General features: G+C 39.7%; 11 protein-coding genes and 1 riboswitch. Of the genes, 3 read left to right on the forward strand and 8 right to left on the reverse strand.

The genetic code is table 11. The annotated features are described in order from the left end of the window. Nucleotides 1-269 precede the first annotated feature (269 nt). Complete coding sequence (locus tag M3196_RS17460; RefSeq protein WP_251323623.1) at nt 270-1,250, forward strand: nuclease-related domain-containing protein; 981 nt, start codon at nt 270-272, stop codon at nt 1,248-1,250. Between the two features lie 39 nt (nt 1,251-1,289). Here the strand turns inward: M3196_RS17460 and M3196_RS17465 are convergent, their stop codons facing one another. Beyond that, on the reverse strand, nt 1,290-4,784 hold the full coding sequence (locus M3196_RS17465) for a S8 family serine peptidase (protein ID WP_251323624.1): 3,495 nt from the start codon (nt 4,782-4,784) through the stop codon (nt 1,290-1,292). Nucleotides 4,785-5,248: 464 nt separating this feature from the next. Continuing rightward, a riboswitch (cyclic di-GMP riboswitch) is annotated at nt 5,249-5,340 on the forward strand. Between the two features lie 34 nt (nt 5,341-5,374). Here M3196_RS17465 and M3196_RS17470 point away from each other — a divergent pair. Beyond that, nucleotides 5,375-6,559, forward strand: coding sequence for a copper amine oxidase N-terminal domain-containing protein (locus tag M3196_RS17470; RefSeq protein WP_251323625.1), 1,185 nt, complete (start codon nt 5,375-5,377; stop codon nt 6,557-6,559). Nucleotides 6,560-6,608: 49 nt separating this feature from the next. Here M3196_RS17470 and M3196_RS17475 read toward each other — a convergent pair whose 3' ends face one another. The 3 genes from M3196_RS17475 to M3196_RS17485 all read right to left on the reverse strand — a co-directional run bounded on the left by M3196_RS17475 (nt 6,609) and on the right by M3196_RS17485 (nt 12,415). Further along, entirely contained in the window at nt 6,609-7,469 is an 861-nt protein-coding gene (locus tag M3196_RS17475) for a copper amine oxidase N-terminal domain-containing protein (RefSeq protein WP_251323626.1), read from the reverse strand. A gap of 128 nt (nt 7,470-7,597) precedes the next feature. Continuing rightward, entirely contained in the window at nt 7,598-8,731 is a 1,134-nt protein-coding gene (locus M3196_RS17480; protein ID WP_251323627.1) for a stalk domain-containing protein, read from the reverse strand. Between the two features lie 786 nt (nt 8,732-9,517). After that, nucleotides 9,518-12,415: an S-layer homology domain-containing protein gene (locus M3196_RS17485; RefSeq protein ID WP_251323628.1), complete on the reverse strand. Its 2,898-nt coding sequence runs from the start codon at nt 12,413-12,415 to the stop codon at nt 9,518-9,520. Nucleotides 12,416-12,973: 558 nt separating this feature from the next. Here M3196_RS17485 and M3196_RS17490 point away from each other — a divergent pair. Next, nucleotides 12,974-13,993 (forward strand): C40 family peptidase, encoded by a 1,020-nt coding sequence (locus tag M3196_RS17490; RefSeq protein WP_251323629.1) that lies wholly within the window; start codon nt 12,974-12,976, stop codon nt 13,991-13,993. 91 nt (nt 13,994-14,084) lie between these two features. Here the strand turns inward: M3196_RS17490 and M3196_RS17495 are convergent, their stop codons facing one another. The 4 genes from M3196_RS17495 to M3196_RS17510 form a co-directional block, all read right to left on the reverse strand. Next, a complete protein-coding gene (locus tag M3196_RS17495; protein ID WP_251323630.1) occupies nt 14,085-16,040 on the reverse strand; it encodes a S8 family serine peptidase in 1,956 nt (651 codons plus the stop codon). Between the two features lie 219 nt (nt 16,041-16,259). After that, complete coding sequence (locus M3196_RS17500) at nt 16,260-17,687, reverse strand: N-acetylmuramoyl-L-alanine amidase (protein ID WP_251323631.1); 1,428 nt, start codon at nt 17,685-17,687, stop codon at nt 16,260-16,262. 245 nt (nt 17,688-17,932) lie between these two features. Next, nucleotides 17,933-18,229, reverse strand: coding sequence for a hypothetical protein (locus M3196_RS17505; RefSeq protein ID WP_251323632.1), 297 nt, complete (start codon nt 18,227-18,229; stop codon nt 17,933-17,935). Nucleotides 18,230-18,585: 356 nt separating this feature from the next. After that, entirely contained in the window at nt 18,586-20,553 is a 1,968-nt protein-coding gene (locus M3196_RS17510; protein WP_251323633.1) for an LTA synthase family protein, read from the reverse strand. Nucleotides 20,554-20,721 lie beyond the last annotated feature (168 nt).

A 20,721-nucleotide genomic window follows, 5' to 3' on the forward strand; every position in this document is an offset into this window, starting at 1 on the left:
CATCTGTCCCAAATGTAGAAAATCGAGTTGATGTATCCATATGATATCCCCCTTCTGGAATAAAAGATGACTTGATTATCACATGAAAGAACATCCAGAAAGAAGGTGTCATTTAATTGACGCTTACCGAATTCTCGTGAGATTATCAGAGAAATCCGTGAGATTATGGCTTTCAGTGGCCATAATCGGGTATTCCACCTTTTGCCTATAGCGAAAATATGCGCCAAACTGGGGGCAACCACTTTTATAAAAAGGAAAGGTGAAGGAATTTGAGTAAAATCGAACTAAAGTCACCGATCATTATTAAAAAATTGGAGGTATTATTGAAGAGAAGTTCAACCACTCATCCTAAAAGACTTCAAATCACGGAAAGCCACCGCAGATATAAGGCTGGATTTAACGGAGAGAAATCCTTGAAATTTTTTTACCGCTATTTACCTAAGAAAGGGTTGCACTTTATTCCAGGAATCCGAATTTTGCATGATGATTACTACTTTCAGATGGATCTTCTCCTCGTTACGCCTCATTTTTTACTCATACTTGAGATAAAAAGTCATGCAGGGCACCTTTATTTCGATGATAAGGTGAAACAGATGATTCGGATACTTGAAGGAAAAAGGGAGTGCTTTGAGGACCCCATTGAACAGGTGAAACGGCAAAGCTATCATTTGGCGAAAATTATGGAGCAATATGAATTTCCTGCCATTCCAATAGAAAGGCTGGTCGTTGTAACTAATTCATCTACCTTTGTTGAATTTTCACCTACTTATAAAGAGGCGTTTGAAAGAGTGATCAAGAGCCCCCAGCTGCAGTACAAGTTCGCTGAATATCAGCAAAACTATCAGGATGCGGTACTGCAGAATAAGGAAATGAGGAAGTTCATTAAACTGTTGTTTAAATTACATGACGTATATGATCCGGATGTTTGCGAGCTATTCCAAATAAATAAAAATGAATTGACAAAGGGTGTGTTTTGCCCAAAATGTGATCAACTTTCTATCATGCAATACACAAGAGCAAATTGGTGGTGCGCCAATTGTGAGCATAAAACAAAAACAGCTCATGTGGAAGCACTCATCGATTATGCACTACTGTTTTCGCCAACGATCACAAACCAGGAATGCAAAGACTTCTTATACCTTCCCTCCAGAAGCATCACGACCCACTTGCTTAAAGCACTTAACCTGCCGTATAAAGGATCTACAAAATCCCGCTGCTACAACTTATTGCCGCTATTGGACTCCAAATAAAAAGACAGCCCCGAAACAGGAGCTGCCCTTACAAAATGATTAATCAATTTTCATTTTTAATGAATATGGCGTTAATGTTGCTCTGCCGAAGCCATCGGTTACTTTGATGTAATATTTTCCGCCCTTGATGTTGTAGTTTAAGACTTCTGCATCACCGAGTGCATACGTGTCAGATGTTGCGACAAGCTTACCTTTGCTGTCGTAAAGGCTGATGACACCGTCGATCATTTCATTGCTAAACGTGATCTGGCCAGTGTGCGATTTATCAAAGCTAAACGTATACCAGTCAGTGTCTCCGTTTGCTACACCAGCGTTCAGATATCCTTTACTCTCCCACTCTTTCGTGGAGTTGCGTTTCAGTGCGATCGGCTTGGATGGAACGTTGTTTTTCACAACGGAACCCGCATCTTCGTCCTTCGTGTTGACCGGTTTTACTGTTAGTTCATACTCGTTCAAGTTCGGACTTGGGAAATCCCATATCCATTGGTCAGCGATTACGAAATAGCCTTTTCCTGCTTTCGCCTGGAAGGAACCTTGCTCAGGCTCGTTGTCCCAGCCTTTGTCATACACGCGTGCAGAGCCGTATTCTTCTGGATCGAGGATTCGGTTGCCGTTCGTGTCTTCCAGAACAGCGACTAATCCATCGATCGGCTTCAATAGATCTTTCGAATATTTTTCCTGCATCTGTTTGGAAGGAGCGATCGGCTTATAGTGAACGCCGTAGAGTCCGTTTGTTTTTGCTTTTACATAATACGCGTCATAGTCGGCGTTCATCGCGTAGTTACCGCGAACCGTCTCAGCAGGCATGTCTTTTACAGGTGTGTTTTCGATATCGTTGTTTGGCTCGTGCTTATCTTCCGGATTTTCAACCAAAACTTTTGAAGTAAAGCTGTACTTGTCAAAGCTCGGCTGATAGTTCGGGTGCATCACACGGATAAAATATTCTTCGCCAGACTGAAGACCTGCGACAAATTTATCTTTCGTCTCGATGTCGAAGAATCCCCAAGTAATGTTCGTTGCAACAGGTACAAGCGTTGTATACCCGCCTTCGAACTCCATGATCTTCATAATTTCCATCGCCGGAACGGCTTCTGAAGCACTTAAGTCAAATTCTAAGATGGCACTTTCTTCGACGTTAAGCTTGTAGAAATCTTCGTCGCCGCTGTATTGGAAGTATCCTTCTGCACCTGCTTCAGGATCATACTCAAGAGCAGCTTCACGGATACGCTCAAGCATTGCCTTTTCTTCTTCCATCCAGTCGTCTTCACCATACATTGAATCGTGGTGGTTCTTTTTGTAATCATTACGCTTAGCGACGTACTCTTCAACATCCATGTCGCCTTCCATGTACTCCTCCTCGAGATGTTCACCCATCGGGAAGCCGTCTTCATCTTCAGAGACAGACTTTGCATCGATCGAAAGCGAATAAGGTACATGAGAATAAGGATACTCGCGTTGAGCAGATCCATCTTCCAGCAAGCTCATTGGGAAGAAGAAACCTGGTGTGTGGTTATCTACCTCGACAACATACTCCATGCCAGGCATTGCTTCAAACGTCAGAACTTCGCCTTCACCGGTCGGCTTCTGGTTCACGATATCCATCTCATGCTCCATCGGAGGCATTTCTTCTGCAGGGATATCTTCTGGCATGTCTTCCGGCCATGGCTCGATCATCTTCAAGCTGATGGTAGAGTCGATTCCAGCAACCCCGCCAAGCTCAACTTTTACGATTTGAGGTTCTTCTGTTTTAAATGAATAGAAATCAGAATCTCCGTCATGACCAGTGAACGTCCAGTCTCCTTCCCCTTCAGAAACAAACGGGAATGCTTCGACCGCTACCGGATTTTCACGTGTATTCGTGTCTTCTAGTAAACGATCAAACTTTTCAACAGAAAGTTTGTATGCCGATTTGCCATCCGCATTGTAGTTTCCATTGACGTCACTTACGCCGATTACAAGCGATCCGTCTTCAGGCACTTCATATAAATGTCCTTCCGACTTGCCTTCAAGCGTTTTGTTCACGTCTTTTTGCAGAGGTTTAATCCCTTTACCTGCCAGATAATACGTAAACTTGTAGTCGTAATCCGCTGATCCTCCTAGAACCGTTTGGATATATTCACCCTTCTTCACTGGGAACTGGATGAACTGTTCCTCGTATGCCTTTTTGATCGTGCCTTCTTTTACCAATTTCTTGGATAGGTCGACTTTTTCAGCCGCTTTTAAAAGGCTTGCTTTACTCTTTGGTACATAAACAGAACTCGGAATCTTGGAAACGTCAAAGCTTAAAGCTTTTACCGGATCAACGAGACCGTTCGCATACTTAGTATCGTAGCCTGCTGGTCCAAGATCTTTCGTTGAATGCTCCAGGATGTATTCGATCTGCTTCGGCTTTAGGTTCGGATTTTTGGATAATAAAAGTGACGCCACACCAGCAACGACTGGAGAGGACATGGACGTTCCGCTCAGCTTATAGAAAGTCGATTTCTTCTCATAATCATAAAGCGGTGCGTATACATCTTCACCTGGTGCTACCACATCGACAGATGGTCCGTATGTAGAGTAGCTGGATAATAGATTGTCTTTGTTTGTTGAACCAACAGAGATCACCCCTTCAAAGGCAGCCGGATAGCTGTTCAGGTTCATCCCTTCGTTACCTGCTGCGGCAACAATGGTCACGTCAGCTGCGATCGCCTTCGCTACCGCATCCTGAATAAGTGGCGACGGGAAGATGCTTCCAAGGCTCATGTTGATGACTTTCGCGTTTTTCTCAACGGCATACATGATGGCATCTGCAATTACATAATCGGAAGCTCCCCATCCACGGTCAAATACATCGATTGGCAGGATCTCCACGTTCGGATTAACCCCGTAACCGCCTACTCCGTTCCCTTTTTCTGATGCAATGATACCCGCAACATGCGTACCATGAAAATCAGGAACACCTTGGTTCATTGGGTTAACTGCATTATAGGACGGCAATAGTTTGTTCTTTAGTTCCGGATGCTTTGAATCGATCCCCGTATCGATCACCGCAACACGTACTTTGTTTTTACCTGCTATTGTCTGAGCCTTGTCCACATTTAATAGTGACAAATGGTAGGACTCACTTACTTTTGGATCAGTTGTACCCAGTTTCACAAGATTTGCAGATGGAGATACGATATCAACTTTCCCCAGCTTGCTGTAATTCTTCATGACATCTTCCAACTTCTTGCCGCTGTTGATCTTTACAACATCGTACTTAAGAGATGTCATTCTTCGCTGAAGAGTCGCACCAGCCTTTTTGTGCTCACCCGTTGTCAGCGTTTTGTTGTACTTTACGAGTAATGTCGTTTTGCTAAGCTGATCTTGTTTCTTAGCCAGATTGTACGGATTTTCCTTTACACGATTTCCTGGTTTAAATAGTTCTGAGACCGGAATAGAACTCTTTTTCACGGAGTAGTTATCCGACTCGGCAAAAACAGGCGCAAAGCTTGAGCCTATCATGGTTACTGACAGCCCCAGTGACGCCAGCGTTTTATGCCATTTGTTCATACCTTCAACCCCTCTAATTAGAAATTTTTGGTACCCCTCGTAAACTAGTATAGCAAATAATGAAACTATTTTACAAAATTTTACAAAAATATATTACTATCATTTTAATTCCAAACCTTTATACAAACGTTTAACGATTATCCTAACAAAACGGACTTTTTTACCAATAAAAAGGTATAATTTTCACCCGTTTAACTAGTTATCGGTATTTCGCGGTTAAGACTTAAGTGGTACAACTGAAGAAATCCAGTGTCACAAAGCTATAGGGGTGTATGGTAAAATGCTGGCCATCAAACAGCCTCGAACCCATAATCTCACAGGAATTGCAGTTATTCTCACGAGAATCATACTTAATCTCACGGATTTTCATCATAATCTCACGAGGATTACAATATACTCGCGAGTCTACAATTCTCGACAAAATTTCTACCAACCTATTACACAAAATCCACTCTTAAACCGATATAAAAAGAGGGTACAACTGGAGAAATCCAGTGCCACAAAGCTATAGGGGCTAATGATTGGATGCGTTCATCGATGCCAGCCAGCTGCCATTACCCTAGTAAACTTATTTTCAAGGAGGAAAGGGAATGAAAAAGAAGAAAATTTGGTACAAAAAGCTCACTTTTAGCTTTTTGGCTGCCACGGTTGTCTTGGCCACGCCAACATATTCGGCTGCTGAAGGCATGAAAGATTTTGTTGCCCAGAAGGATAACGGAAAGGGCAAAGGACACAACGATGATGATAACAACGAGGACGAAAGTGAAGAGCCCGAAGAAGATGATGAAGATGATGAGGAAGATGACGGGAACGGAAAAGGTAAAGACAAAGATAAGAATAAAGTAAATAAAGGTGCTGAAATACAGCTGGAACGGATTGGCGAACGTCTAGATGACATCGAAGAACGTATAACAGAAGCAACTGCCAAGCTTGACAGCATTCTAGGTGGACAAACTACTCCTACTGAAGAGGACCCTTCGAATGAAGAAGAACCACCTGCTGAAGGTGAAGAACCTCCTGTTGAAGAAGATCCAGCAACAGAAGAACCGGTAGAGCAAGAAACGCCTGCAACTGAAGAAGTTTCTGCACAAAACACAGAATCCGAATCAGATGAAGAACCAGCAGAAGAATCCGAAGAAGTAGATTCTGATAACGAAGAGCAGTCTGAAGAAGATGCGGACGAGGACGAAGAAGAAGAATTGGATGAAGAAGAAAAATTCGAAAGTGCCAATGGCGTTCGTGGGAAACTCATTTCTTCTATTAATCAATTAAGTGCTGTTGAGAAACAGATCTCCAACTTAGAAAGCAAAGTAAACAATGCAGAAGCGATCACTGCATTAAACGAACGCGTCGCTTCACTAAAAACACAAGCCGAAGAGCAGTTAACTCGCATCGAAACAGCAAAACCGGAAGAGATCAAAAAAGAAAAGAAAACAAAAGTGTATGTCGAGGATGTTGAAGTTGAGTTCGACCAGGAACCAATTATTATTGCGGGCAGAACCGTCGTACCGCTTCGTGCGATCTTTGAAGCACTTGGCGCTGAAATTGAGTGGGACAACAAGACTCAAACTGTAACAGCAACAAAAGACGATGTCACCATCACTTTAAAAATCGGTGCAAAAACGGCTAAGAAAAACGGTACATCCGTGAATTTGGACCAGGCAGCCATCATTAAAAACGGACGTACGATGGTACCTGTTCGCTTTATTGGAGAATCTTTTGATACGGAAGTCGTCTGGGATCAGGAAACACAAGGAATTTACATTATTGAATAAGTAAAAATTCAAAAGTAAGCCCCCTCAGCATTACGCTTAGGGGGTTATTTTAATTAATGGTTATCGTCGTTTTGATATCCGGCATAATCTTTTCAATCTTTACTTCAACTTTTCCATTCGATCGTTGGTTGGCATTCACATAAAAAAGATTATTGATCGGAGACAGATATTGCTCCCATGCAGAACTATAATCATAGAATTGGAATCTATTTTTTGTGTAGTCTCCGTACTCCACTTTCACTTTATCACTATACTTTTTACCGATTGCTTCAACTTCACCATCTACTAGGAATGAAACAGTAACCGTCATTAAACCCTTTTTCAAAATATCAAACTCAGCCGTTGCATCATGTCCGTATAATTTAACAGGGGCATAGGCAATGACTTCTCCATTCCCGAGATCAAAATATTTGTTAACAGATACCAATTTCTCGATATCAGCCTTTGTCATTCCTTTTGTAAAAGGCTTTAGAAAACTTGTTAGTTCACCTGAAAAAATATAAACGGTTTGATAATTGGCAGACCAATCGACAGCAGCCCCCATCGCTTCCCCTACAAAACGAAGCGGAACAAATGTACGCCCATTCTTCAGTTTAGCTGGCACATCAATCGTCTTTTGTACTCCGTTGATCTGAACATTTTTCGAGTTCAACTTTAAATATACCGTTCCACCTGAGTGTTTAACCGTTACAGCCTGAGCTTTGTTATCCCAGATAACCTCTCCGCCCAGCTTTTCAAAAACACCACGCAGCGGAACCAACACACGATTGTTTTCCATATACGGCTGAACATCAAACGTCAACAAGCTGCCGTGAACTTGCACCTTAATTTTACTTGCAGCATCCGCATTGGCCGGCATTAGTCCAATGAACAAAAGAAAAGCTAGAAGAAATGCAGTAAACTTTTTCAATAAAATCCCCCTTTATTAAATATTCATTTTTATATCGACCTTTATTTAATTGTTTAAATAGTCAGAAGTTGTCTACTAATCCACATAAAAAACCGCTTTCCTCTAGGAGAAAAGCGGCCGGTTTTAAATTAATTCGCGATAAATGCATTCCTTGTTACGGGCTCCCACTCAACGGTGGCACCAAAGGATTCTGAAATAAAACGAAGCGGAATCATCGTTCGGTCATTAATGATTTTGGCTGAAACATCAATCTGTAACAGCTTCCCGTTTTTATATACTTTATTCGAATCTACCATTAACTTAATAACGTCATTTCCTTTTTTAATAATGACGGACCTCGTTTTATTGTCCCAACTCACCTCAGCCCCTAAATCGTCGAACACACCACGCACATGAACAAGCGTTCTACCCTTGATAATGACTGGATCCTGTTCAAAAGTTTGATAGATTCCGTTTACAAAAATAGAATTTTTGTAGTTGTTCGTTACATCAGGATAAACCACTTTCCAAAATTCAGCGGTGATCGTCTTATATCCACTTAAGCCGGGGTGGATGTCTTTTGAATTAGGCAGATAAGCTTTTGGGTTAACCGCAATCGAGTCTTTTGTGGGTACATAAACGGTGGCTTCTCTGTTAGCAGCATCCTGGATCGCCGTATTTAACTGATTTAATATAGGAAGAAACTGTTCTTGCTGTTCAGTCGGTAAGTATGGATAGGCATTGTAATACCCCATCACATATACCTTCGCTTCCGGATTTAGAGTGTGGATTTCTTCTAGGATGTATTCTATGTTGGATTCAACTTGTGTTAAAACTTGTGCAAGAACATCGGGGTCAATGGATAACCCTTCGTCTGTTCGCTTCATTTTTCGGAGCAGGTCGTTTGCTCCGGCATCTAAGGTGATTACGTCAGCTTTTGCAATGTTGCCTCTGATTCCAATCGTATCACCGGTGCCTTTTTTCACGTCATTTAAAATATCTTCAAGCACTCTTTGAGAGGTATAGCCTGAAATTGCGTAAAGCTTGGAAAAAGAGTTTAGGAAGCCAATCTTTTTCAGATCTTCTGCCAGCATATCCGTGTACCCTTTACCCAGTCTCATGTAGGGATTTTGGCCGGCTGCTAGGGAGTCACCGAGAGCTAGGTAGGTTACTTGTTTGGTAGTGGACTCTGCGTTTGCTAAGTTTGGAAAGATAAGTGTTATTACTAAGGTTAGACTAAAGAACAAAGAAACAATCTGTGATTTCTTCTTTCCAATATTCATTTGTTCATCCCCTTATTATATGATCGTTTTTGCTTCCATCCTAAATAAGTGTGTATTCCCTTAACTCTATTATAATACCAATAATATACATTCAGTATAGAAATTGGAGCTGTATTACTCTGGGTATGATCAAGTTATTGTCGAACAATGTGATACACAAAAATATTGAAGGGTTTCACGAGATTAAAGTTAATGTCTGTGAAGCCTTGAAAGCCTCATTACTGTTTTCATAATGAAACGGGCTATCTTCTTCAAGCTCCTCATAATTCTTTCTATACCAATACACATAGAGATGTTTATTATAAGCAGCAAAAACCTCATGGAACAGATTGGTTGCTACTAAATCCGGGATCTCTTCCTCACCATTCCATCCATATGTTTTAATTTCTTCTTTTAATTTGCTATCTATAATACTTTTTAAGACCTTACGCAGATCCTTTGGTGACAATTCAGCATTAAAAAAAGAAATACTCTCCTTAATGTGATCTTCTAACCAATCAATTAAATCATCAAAGGTTTCTATGTCAGCTAAATATAGCCCTTAACTCATTATTACTTTCACTCATTTCGTTTTACATATATTTTACCATGAAATACAAGAACTAATATCTTGCATAAAAAGAAGCTTTGCTAAAAACAAAAGAGAGGTACTTGAATTAACAAGCACCTCTCAAAATGGGAGGAATGCGAATGGCATCCCATATTTACAAAAGTCTCAAAGACTGATGTAGAAAATTGATAAAAAGAGCCCAATTGCTCGGACTCTTTTTGGGTGTGAATTAATAATTATTTTGTTACGTTTACTGAAGTAAATAATGCGTGTGCATTACCTTTTGCATCTTTAATATCAAATCCAGTAGTTGGAGCAATAGTGATTGCTTTAGCATATTCAGCTGAAGTCAATGGACGATCAAATGTTAATGTGATAACATTTGCAGTTCCTCCAGCAGCTTCTGTTACTGCAATTGCAGAAGTAGTGAATGTTGTAACATCTACACCATCTACTAATACTTTAAAGTCAGCAACATTTACTAATGGACCTGCACCATCTGTATCTTCAACAACTGTTGCAGCATCAAGACCTTCACTAAATGTAAGTGTGATAGTGTTATTAGCTGTTAAGCTTGCAGATTGAAGAACAGGAGCAACGTTTTCAACTAATGTTTCTTGAGTGTAGTATGCATCCATTGCTGTTCCATCTTCGCTCTTAACTCCAGAAACTGTTACGTTTCTTACACCATCAGTAATTACAGAGTTGTTTGCAAGCTTAATTTTTACTGTTGCAGCATTTGTAGTGTTCTTTGTAAGTACAACGCTCTCAACTGTTGCACCCTCAATACGGTAGTTAGCTGGGTTTGTTGCTGAAGCACCGTCTAATTTAGTATTGAAGTCAATTTCAATTGTGTTGTTATCTACAACAATGATTCCATTTTCTCCTGATTCATTAGCAGTAGTATCTCTATCATCATCCTTCACAATAAGAGGTTTGATGTTAGAAACTGTATCGTCACCTCTAGTGAATGTAATAGCTTTCACATCAGATGCATTTGATCCATCAGTAACAATACCTTGACCAAGATTTACAGAGTACGCCCCTTTTGCAACTCCAGCAAGGCTAACTTTTACTGCTTTAGCGTTACCAGTTACTGGAGTAACTAATACTTCTCCAGCAGCTACGTTTGTAGAATCAGTTTCAGTTACTAAAGATACATTTGAAGTAACATAGTTACTTACATAAGTACCGCTAATTGTTACTGCATCACCAGCAGATACTTCTTCACTGTACTCTAATACTAAATGCTCAACGCCATTAACTTTTTCAACTTTTGAAGATACTAGTGTTGGTTTTACTGTATCAGCTACAAAGTTTACAAGTTTAGAAACTGTAGTTCCAGCATTACCATTCAAATCAGTGAAGCTAGAAACAGTAACATTTTTAGGGCCATCAGTAGTTGGAGCTAGTAACTCAACTGTGTAAGTTGTTCCTGCTTCATCTACTGTTAAGTTAGCATTTTTACCTACTCCATCAAATACTAGTGAAGTTGATCCTAAAGTAATCGCAGGATTAGAAACTAACTTTTCAGAGAATTTAACTTTGAATTTTGAAAGTGATGTAGATGTAATTTCAGTTACTGTTGGTGCTACAGTTTCGTGTTGTGTTTTAGTTAATGTAACACTTACAGGGTTAGGTGTAATCAAGTTACCTGCATAGTCTGTAGCTCCAGTAAATGTCATTGTAGATGATTCATTAACCGCAAGGTCACTTAGGCTTACTAAAGCATAATTGTTTCCGGCAACGAAAGTTACGTCTCCACCTACTGTTAGATCAGTATCACTGAAAGTTACTGAACCAAGTGAATAGATCGGCTCGGAGAACATTACCTTAGCAGTGTTGATATTAAGGTATTCTACACCACTTACAACAGGACGATTAGTGTCAACATTAGTGAATACGCTTGAATAAGCTGTTAAAGCTTTATCTGTTGTATCAGTTACAGCACTTTTAACTGTAATAGTATATTGACCATTGAAGTAAGAGCTTCCAGATGCTGTGATTGTAAGAGTTTTTCCATCTTCACTTAGAGTTGCAAGAGAAGCATCAGCATTTACTGCTGGAGCAGTTCCAAGTTCAGTAATAGAAATAACACCGTTTTCAAGAGTCCCATCTGCATTAACAACAGTTGATTTCTTGATTGCTTTATTAAATTTAACTTGAATTGTTTTAGCGTTAATCGCACTTACAGATGTAACTTCTGGAGTAGCTGGAGCTTCGTATTTGAACTCTGATCCAGGAACTTTTTCACCGTCTACTGCAATGCTAAGTTCTTCTCCTGCAACTAGCTCTGGAGAGATTTCACTAAGTACTAGAGTAGTAGTGTCTTCGCTAGCAGAAGCGTCTGCAGCTTTAACAGTTACTTTCCCTACTTTGTGAGAAGCTTTTCCTTCTACAGTAAGTTCGTATCCAGCTTCAACAAGAGCATCTACATCTTCTTGTGACCAAGCACCATCAACTGTCACTTCAACAGTTTTAGTGTCAACAGCTTTTACAGCTGTAACTTCTGGGAATACAAATCCAGGGTTATCAATGTTATAGATAATTTGCGCCATTTGTGCACGAGTTACGTTAGCATCTGGAGCGAATTTCCCTGCACCTACTCCATTAACAAGACCAAGGCTAGCTAGGATAGAGATTTCTTCTTCAAACATGTGGCCTTTGATGTCAGAGAAAGATTGTTCGCTTCCTTCTGCACCTTCAAATCCATATGCACGAACTACGATTGCAGCTAATTGACCACGAGTAAGGTTAGCTTCTGGAGCGAATTTACCATTACCGATACCGTTCATGATACCGTGCTCAAGAACAGCTGCTACTGCATCGCGGTACCAAGCTTTGTCTGATACATCAGAGAAATCTTCTTTAAGGTTTTTATCTTCAATACCGAAGATGTTTGTGAAAAGTTGAGCTGCTTGAGCACGAGTCATTTTTGATTCAGGCTCGAAACCTTTTCCAGTTCCTTGCATGTAACCTACTTCAGTTACGTAGTTAACTGCTTCTTCGTACCATGATCCTGCTTTTACATCTGTATAACTTGCTGCTGCACCAGCTACTGGAGCTACTACTGAAGCAACTACTGCTGCTGATAGTCCAGTTGCCATAAACTTACGATAAGACTTAGACGCCATAGCGTTTTTTCCTCCCTTAATATGTAACTATTAATATATGATTTAACTAATCTATGAGTCCCAGGGCCCACAGATCAGTAAATACCAAATTATACAAACAATAACAATAAATAGTATATTTGTGGTAAATTGGTCTGTCAACAAAAATATCTAACACTACTAATATATTATTGTTTTACCAACATTACTCACAAGTGGCAGGTTTTACCTTGTTACGACTATTTTACAATATATTTCATTTTTTGCAATCATTTTTTATACAAAAAATTCTAATTAATAGTATTTATTGTAAATTTAGGTCGAACATTGGAAGTTATATCCCCCAGCCATACGTAATATCGACAGCTTTTTAGAAATCTTTAGCAAAAAAGTAAAAATAAATATATTACAATATTTTCTTGTTATTTTACAAAAACTAATAACCTATTTGTCATATCTGTTACATAACTGTAACCTACCAAAGTCCCAAATTGTGATAGACTAACTTTTGTAGAAAAAAATAGAAAATTCACTAAATACTAGTTTAATAAGTCACATTTTAGGGAAAGGTAGGGTTTTATGGTTAAAAAGTTGGGGGCTTGGATCTTATCTCTTTTGACAGTACTCACTCTTCTTCCAGGACAGGTTAACGCAGGAGAACGTGAGGACTTAGTAGCAACAGCAAAAAAGTACATAGGTATTAAGTACGCTTGGGGTGGTACTTCACCATCGACAGGATTTGATTGTTCAGGTTTCACTTCATATGTATTTAAGCAGTACGATGTAACACTTCCACGAATGACCGTAGATCAATTCAATGGTGGAACAGCAGTTAAGAAAGCGGACTTAGAACAAGGTGATCTAGTTTTCTTTACTACATATAAAGCAGGTGCATCACACGCAGGTATATATGTAGGAAGCGGAAATTTCATTCACGCTTCTTCATCTAAAGGAATTACGATCTCTTCTATTAATGACCCTTACTACTGGGGTTCTCGATACTTAGGTGCACGCCGTTATTTATCTGAAGAAAAAGTAGTACAGCTTGCTGTATTGCCTCAAGGACAATATCACGATGTTTCAGCTGGCTATTGGGCTTACACGCCGATTACGAACTTAAGTAAAAAAGGTGTAATGAGCGGATATGAATTCAGCCAGTTCAAACCAGAAAAATCGGTAACACGAGCTGAAGCTGCTAAGATGGTTGCGAATGCACTGGGTCTTAAATCTTCATCTACAACCAGCAAGTTTAAAGATGTATCTACTTCTTTCTGGGGAGTCAATGCGATCAATGCCGTAAAAGAAGCGGGCATTATCACGGGTTACCCAGACGGAACGTTCAAACCGAACCAAGAAATGACACGTGATGAGATCGCTGCATTAATCGGAAAAACGTTCGTACTTACGGATAAAGGAACTGAAAATTCGTTTCCAGATGTAAAAGAAGGATATTGGGCGTATGACTCGATCCAGCGTTTAAGCGAAAACAACATTGCATCAGGCTTTGATGACAATACGTTTAAGCCGCAGAACGATACGTCTCGAGCTGAATTCTCTACTTTCCTTTACAGAGCACTAACTAAGTTAGCCGTAAAATAAGACGATGTAAGATTGGAAAAAGTTTCATATTAATTGTAAATAATTTGTAAATACAAAGAGCTGCTCTCCCTGGTATAGGAGAACAGCTTTTTTAGTTGCTTTCTTTTATCGTTTTGGAGAAGAATGCGGCCATTTCTGCGCGAGTTACGGGTTTGTTTGGCTGGAAGGTGCCGTCATTGTATCCGGTCGCAATAGATGCAGAAGCGAATTTCTGAATAGCTTCGTATGCGTATAGATCTCTCGTTACGTCTGAGAATTTTTTTGTTGTTCTACTTTGCGTGTTTAATGTAAATGCACGATTTAAAAGTGTGACGACTTCTGCACGGGTGATGGTGTTGGTTGGCTTGAAGCTTCCATCAGGATACCCCGTGACTAGGTTATTTTGTGCCATTACCGCTATATACCCCGATGCAAAGTATTTTTCAGTGACATCAGGGAAAGTAGTTAATCGTGGTGTGCCGTCGAGCTTTAATGCTCTGCCGATCATGGTGATGGCTTCCCCACGCGGGATCGGTTTTTCTGGGTAGAATTTCCCGTCCGGGTACCCTCCCGCTATATTTCTAGCATTTACATCGAAAATATATTCGCTAAACCATTTTGATGTCGGCACATCGGAGAACAGTTGATGTGCTCTTACTTTTATTGCGCTTTTTTGAGATTCGTTTCCTGCTTCATCAACAGCTGAGATTTCATAATTATAATAACCTGGTTTAACCGTATCGTTTAGCTGAAAACTATACAACAGGTTCTTAATTTCTTCTCCATTTCTATAGACGTTGTAACCTAGGATCGGAGAATGATCTTGTGAAGCTGTCCAAGTCAGCGTTACTTTACCACCAGATGATAGTTTATAAGAAATATTTCCCGGCTTTGTCGGAGGTGTCGTATCAGGCAGTTCAGGCGCTTGGATCATTCCAAAACCATAGTTGACGTCACGACCTGCTGCTCCAAGATCTTTTGCCCGCTGCTGGATCTTATTGCGAAGTTCGGCGGTTGTTAATAATGGGAACGCTTCTTTATATAGTGCATAGATCGCTGTAACATAAGGTGTTGCCATAGATGTTCCAGTAAGTGTTTCATACGTGTTGTTCATGTATGTGCTGTAAATATCTACACCTGGCGCAACCAGTTCGAGCTCTGGTCCGGATCCGGAGAACTTAGGATGTTTGTTATATTGGTCCACCGCTCCTACCGCAATGACACTTTCATATTTAGCTGGGTAGTATACGGATTGGTCTTCGTTAAATGTATTGTTTGAATGGTTGCCTGAAGCTGCAATGATGTATAAACCTTTTTTGTAGGCTTCATCGACTGCCAGTTTCAGCGCATACGAACTTTCTTTCCCCGTTAGGCTCAAGTTGACGATGTGTAAACCTTGTTGGGTCGCCCACTCGATTCCGTCAATAATCTGAGAGTACTGACCAAGTCCATCTTCGTCCAGCACCTTAATGCTATAGAGTTTAACGTTTGGAGCTAATCCCCTGATACCGACGTTGTTGTTTTGAGCTGCGATGATGCCTGCCACGTGTGTTCCGTGACCGTTGTCATCTGTGTATGAAGGTGTGTCAGGGACAAATGAAACTCCACCTGAAACGGTTAGATCTTCATGAGTGGTGTCAATTCCGGTGTCGAGGACCCCTACTTTTATGTCTTGCCCTGTGAAATAGCTTTCGGTTCCCAGTTCTTCCGGCTTCGGATAGTTTAATTCATAGATTTTTGGGTCTATGCTTTGCTCTTCCATCTCAACAGGCTTGTCGTGTTCAATAAACTTTATGGATGGGTATTGTGCAAGCCGCTCGGCAGCATCTTTTGTCAGGGAAACGGATAAAGCATGGATGCTTTGGAGTCTGGAGTTGATCGTACCTCCAAGCTGGGTGATTAGGTTTTCATCTGGTTGAGAGTTGAAACCTATTATATAAGATTGTTTAGTTGTATTGGTTTCGTTTTGTTGTGATTCAGCTGCAAATGTATGTTGAATAGAGAAAGAAGATGCAAGCAAGGAAGCAGAAATGAAAACGGCTCCTAACTTGGATGTGAAATTGAGCATATGTATCCCCCTACAGAAGTAAATGAAAGAAAAACAGAAATTGTTTGGAGACTGACCCCATGTACTTACTATCGGGCTAATTGAGGAACAAATCAATAGCATTATTTACGATGTTTTGTCGAAGATGAATAAAAAAAGAAAAATCCACCAGGACAGGACTCTCGTGTCCTGTCCTGGTGGACAAAATTAGCTAATTTGTATTTGTATGGGGTCTGTCCCCTACTTATTTTGTAGGTACTGGAAGTAGTCTTTGATGCCGAGGTGAATCTGGTATGCTGCTTTTTTACGCCATGTGTCAGATGCTAGTTTTGAAGCATCTGATTTGTTATCAATAAAGCCAAGTTCTATTAAAGTACTAGTCATTTTATTTTGGTACCTGATGACATAAAAATTCGCTTCTTTAACACCGCGATCTTTCATGTCTAACTCAGGAATTAATAAACGATTTTGGATATATGTTGCAAGCTTTTTATTATCTACACTTTTTGAATTATCTTCATTATAATAAGTTTCGGTTCCATTAGCTGTCCCATTGAATGCATTAGCATGAATAGAAATAAAAGCTTCTCCACTTGCATTGTTTGCAATAAGCACCCTTTTTTCTAACGAATGGAAGATGTCTGTATCTCTAGTCATCACCACTTTGGCACCGGCTTCTGTTAAATAATCTCTTAAATATTTAGAAGTAATTAACGTGATATCTTTTTCCTTCATGCCATAACCAAGTGCTCCAGGATCAGTACCTCCATGACCGGGATCAACAACAATAATCTTCCCTTTTAAAGGATTTGAAGGATCAGTAGGAACAGTCGGAGTCGAAGGGTACTTTAAATAAGCTCCATGTACGAAACCTTTTAAGCTGCTTGTTCCAACATATGCCCATCCATTTTCTAGCTTGCTGTAAACATTAACTTTCGTTCCATATGCAAACGCACTGATACGAGTTGCACTCGCATCTGGGGCATTTCTCACGTTCAAGGAGTCAGCGATTACCGTTGCTTGAGCTATAGGTTGTAAATCAGCAGGATTCTTACGATATTCCGGATTCAGAGTTCTTGCTACCATTAAGGCAAAGTCTGCGCGCTTTATAAAATCCTTTGGACCGAATTTGCCTCCTGGATAGCCACTTACAACACCTACAGTCGCAAGTTTATTAATGGCTATATAAGATTCAGAGTTCACATTAACATCCGTAAATGTAATACCACTTGTTTCCCAAAAGCTCCAGGCTCTTGTGATAATCAAAGCCATCTGTTCACGTGTAAGTTTGTCACTTACACCAAAATTCCCATTACCATAACCCGCCAAAATTTTAGCATCGCTCATATCCTGTATGTACCCTGAAGCATAGAACGATTTTGGAACATCGACGTATTCCGTTTGTCGATATCCTCCCTGCAAATTAAGGGCTCGGCCAATCATCGTAGCTGCTTCTGCTCGGGTTACATAATCTTCAGGATTGAACTTGCCGTTCGGAGTTCCAGTCACAATATCCCTGTTTACCAAGTACATAATTTCACTGTAGGCACGATGGCTCGTTGGCACATCAGGAAAAGATGCAGCTGAAACCGATTCTGGCGATGATATGCATTGAGTTGCCACCAGTATAAATAAAAGACATGCAGCGACAATTTTCTTGCAAATCATCCAAATTCCCCCTATTTTGTAATATATTTATAGTTTAACAGCACCTGCCAAAGGGGTATATAAATAGTTCGCAATATTTATGAAAAATTTTACAAGTTTTTAGTAGATTATGAAGTTACATGTATATATTTGGCGGCAATTAACTATACTCAAAAACAATATCGGTCAAATTTTGTCTATTTTTAGAGAAAAAAATAAAAAGGACTAAAAACAGTCCTTTTTTCTCATTAATTGATTTTTACGTCTTAACCAATTGCCTTTTCTCTCTCAGTCGACACCCATATTTGTTTTCCTTCTATAAGTGTTTCTTTTTCCGGATGAAAGCGAAGTTCGGATAAGAAACAGAACCTGGTAGCTGGATGAGGATGAGACAATTTGTTTAAATCGATTCCAGTCGCTGAAAATACTTCATGGATACAATCCGAAGCAACCGTTTCAAACCCACTCTCCATTACTTCTTCCATATTTTCTAAACCTGTCATCCTTGAGATGGTTGTACCCATACGATAGTAAGTAAACTTGACTCCAATTTGATTTTCCACAATTATATCCTCCCTAGTACAAATAAACTTCGATTTATGATTCCTAGTGAAAGTTGCCGTATTAAAATACTAATATTATACAACAATTGCAAATATTTTGAATAAGAAATTATAACCAAGTACAACAAACGGCTATGCACCCTCTCTTTTATCGGATGAAAAACTGTATTCTTTAATCGAATGTTTTATTTTAGAAAAATAAAGAAAACTTGACTGACGTCACCTCTCTCGTCAGCCTTAGTTGCACTTGTACTATCTTCCTCAACTTGTTTACTACATCGTAATCATACTATTAACAAGATATACTCTCTTATAATGCAAAAAAAGCTTCGGACATTTCGTCCAAAGCTTTGAAATTACCTTTTGCTTTTATGCCATTGCTCTACTAAATTTCCGAAGATCACATCATCAGAGATGCCCAACTGCTCCACACTTTTATCATAGAGCGGTTTACATGTATCAACTGAGACCGATTGTCGTGAATCAATGTCATAACATGTGCCGTTCTCGAGTTTTAAATCATAAGAACTCTTGTAATAGAGTTTGTCAGTTTTAACCGATCCATAACGGAATACGACAGAGCCCTCTTTTCCATCCAATAAGTTGTTCCCCAAGTGATGGTAGTTCTCTTTATCCAATCCATAAAGATGAAGCAAAGTCGGCATGATATCAACCTGACCGCCAGCTTTATCGATCTCTTTCCCGTCTACACCAGGCACATGCATGAACAGTGGAATACCATCTTTCACTTCAAGTTCACCAAGCTTATCACCTGCTTCATTCGCATAAATGGTTGAAGGTGTGTTTGCCTGCATGTATCCCGTATCATGATCACCATAGAACACGACCACTGAATTTTCCCACAGTCCTTCTTTTTTCAGCTTATCGACGAATGTTCCTACCGCTTGATCGACATAGTGTACAGATTGCAGATAATTTCTTAAGTTCGCATCACCTACATCGTCGATCTTCAGCGTTTGATATTTAGCCGGCATCGTATATGGGTAATGTGACGTTAACGCGATTAGGAAGGAATAAAAAGGGTCTTTCATTTCCTTCATTTTATCTGCGGATTGCGTTAAGAATGACTCATCCCCAATCGCCCATCCAACTTGTTCGCCTTCTTTAAAATCTTCTATACTATGAAACTCGTTGAATCCAAGGTTCGGGTATACAATATAGCGATTCCAGAAACCTGGTTTGTAAGCGTGGAATGCCGCTGTGTCATATCCATTTTCTTTAAAAATGTAGGGCAGCGAATCGTATTCGTTACGCGGGAATCGAACATATGCCGATCCTGTTGCTAACGGGTATAGTGATGTATTTGCTGCGAACTCTGCATCAGACGTTCTTCCGCTCGCTGTTTGATGGTGAATGTCATTAAAATAAAGAGATTCTTTTTTGAGTTTATTTAGGTTAGGCGTTATTTCCTGGCCGTTAACCTTTTTATCGATGACAAAGCTTTGATAGGCCTCAAGCTGAACCATGATTAGATTTTTGTCTTTTGCTTTCCCTTCATAGCCTGTTTGGATAGTAGGGACATTATTTTTTTCGTCAAACCATTCTTTCGCGTCTTTTCGGTCTTTCGCGCTGACTTCTTTCTTATTCAATACATATTCATCTAGATATTTATACGTATCAAACCCGTGGAACCCTAACAAACCAGTCACTTCATAAACACGCATGCTCGATAGCGTTTTATCAAACAGGTATGCCCCGCCTTTTTGAACAAAGTCATGAAGTGGATAGAAGAACAGCCATGCACCGGCAGCTCCTGCCAGTAATCCCGTTGCTAACCGCAAAGCTGGGTTTGCATTCTTTTTGATTAGGAGCTTTTTAAAGAAAATGATCAGCATGACCGTGAATAAAAACACATCGGCAAATAAGAGGAAATCTTTCCAGCTAAACAGATCGCCTACCGAGCTCCCAAGAGAACTTATTTGTTTTATTTGTAATAAGACAGCACTCGAAATCAAATCTTCGAAATATCTGAAATAAATGGCATCTGCTAAGATAATAAAGGAAAGTATGAAATCTAAGATCAGCAATGAAATCAGTTGCTGCCTAAACTTCAAGAAAATTGTCCAAAATGAAGCTAATATGATCGTGCCGAATGAGACAAGCAGAATGCCCTCCCTTAGCGGTGAAAATGAAGCATCGTGTATTAAAAAGTTAAACAAACGTTTAAACATCTCGATTATGCCATATTGAGAAAATAAGGTTTCCGACTGATTAGAAAACCATGTTAACTTCCAGCCGATGAGGATTACAAATGCACTATAGATCAGAAGAGATAGACTTAGTGCTTGGATTTGTTTTTTCATTTTAGCCTCCTACTGCTAAAATACTTTTATTACATAATTATTAACATTATGTAAATGCTACTATTTTTGAACTCAAAATTCAATGATATCCAACATATTCCCTATTTTTCCAAAATTCTATCCATAAAATGTTTAGTTATTTGTACCTTTTTATGGGGAATGTATGGT

Origin of the sequence: Fictibacillus nanhaiensis, assembly GCF_023715445.1 — a bacterium.
In the GTDB taxonomy this organism is placed as follows: Bacteria; Bacillota; Bacilli; order Bacillales; family Fictibacillaceae; genus Fictibacillus; species Fictibacillus nanhaiensis_D.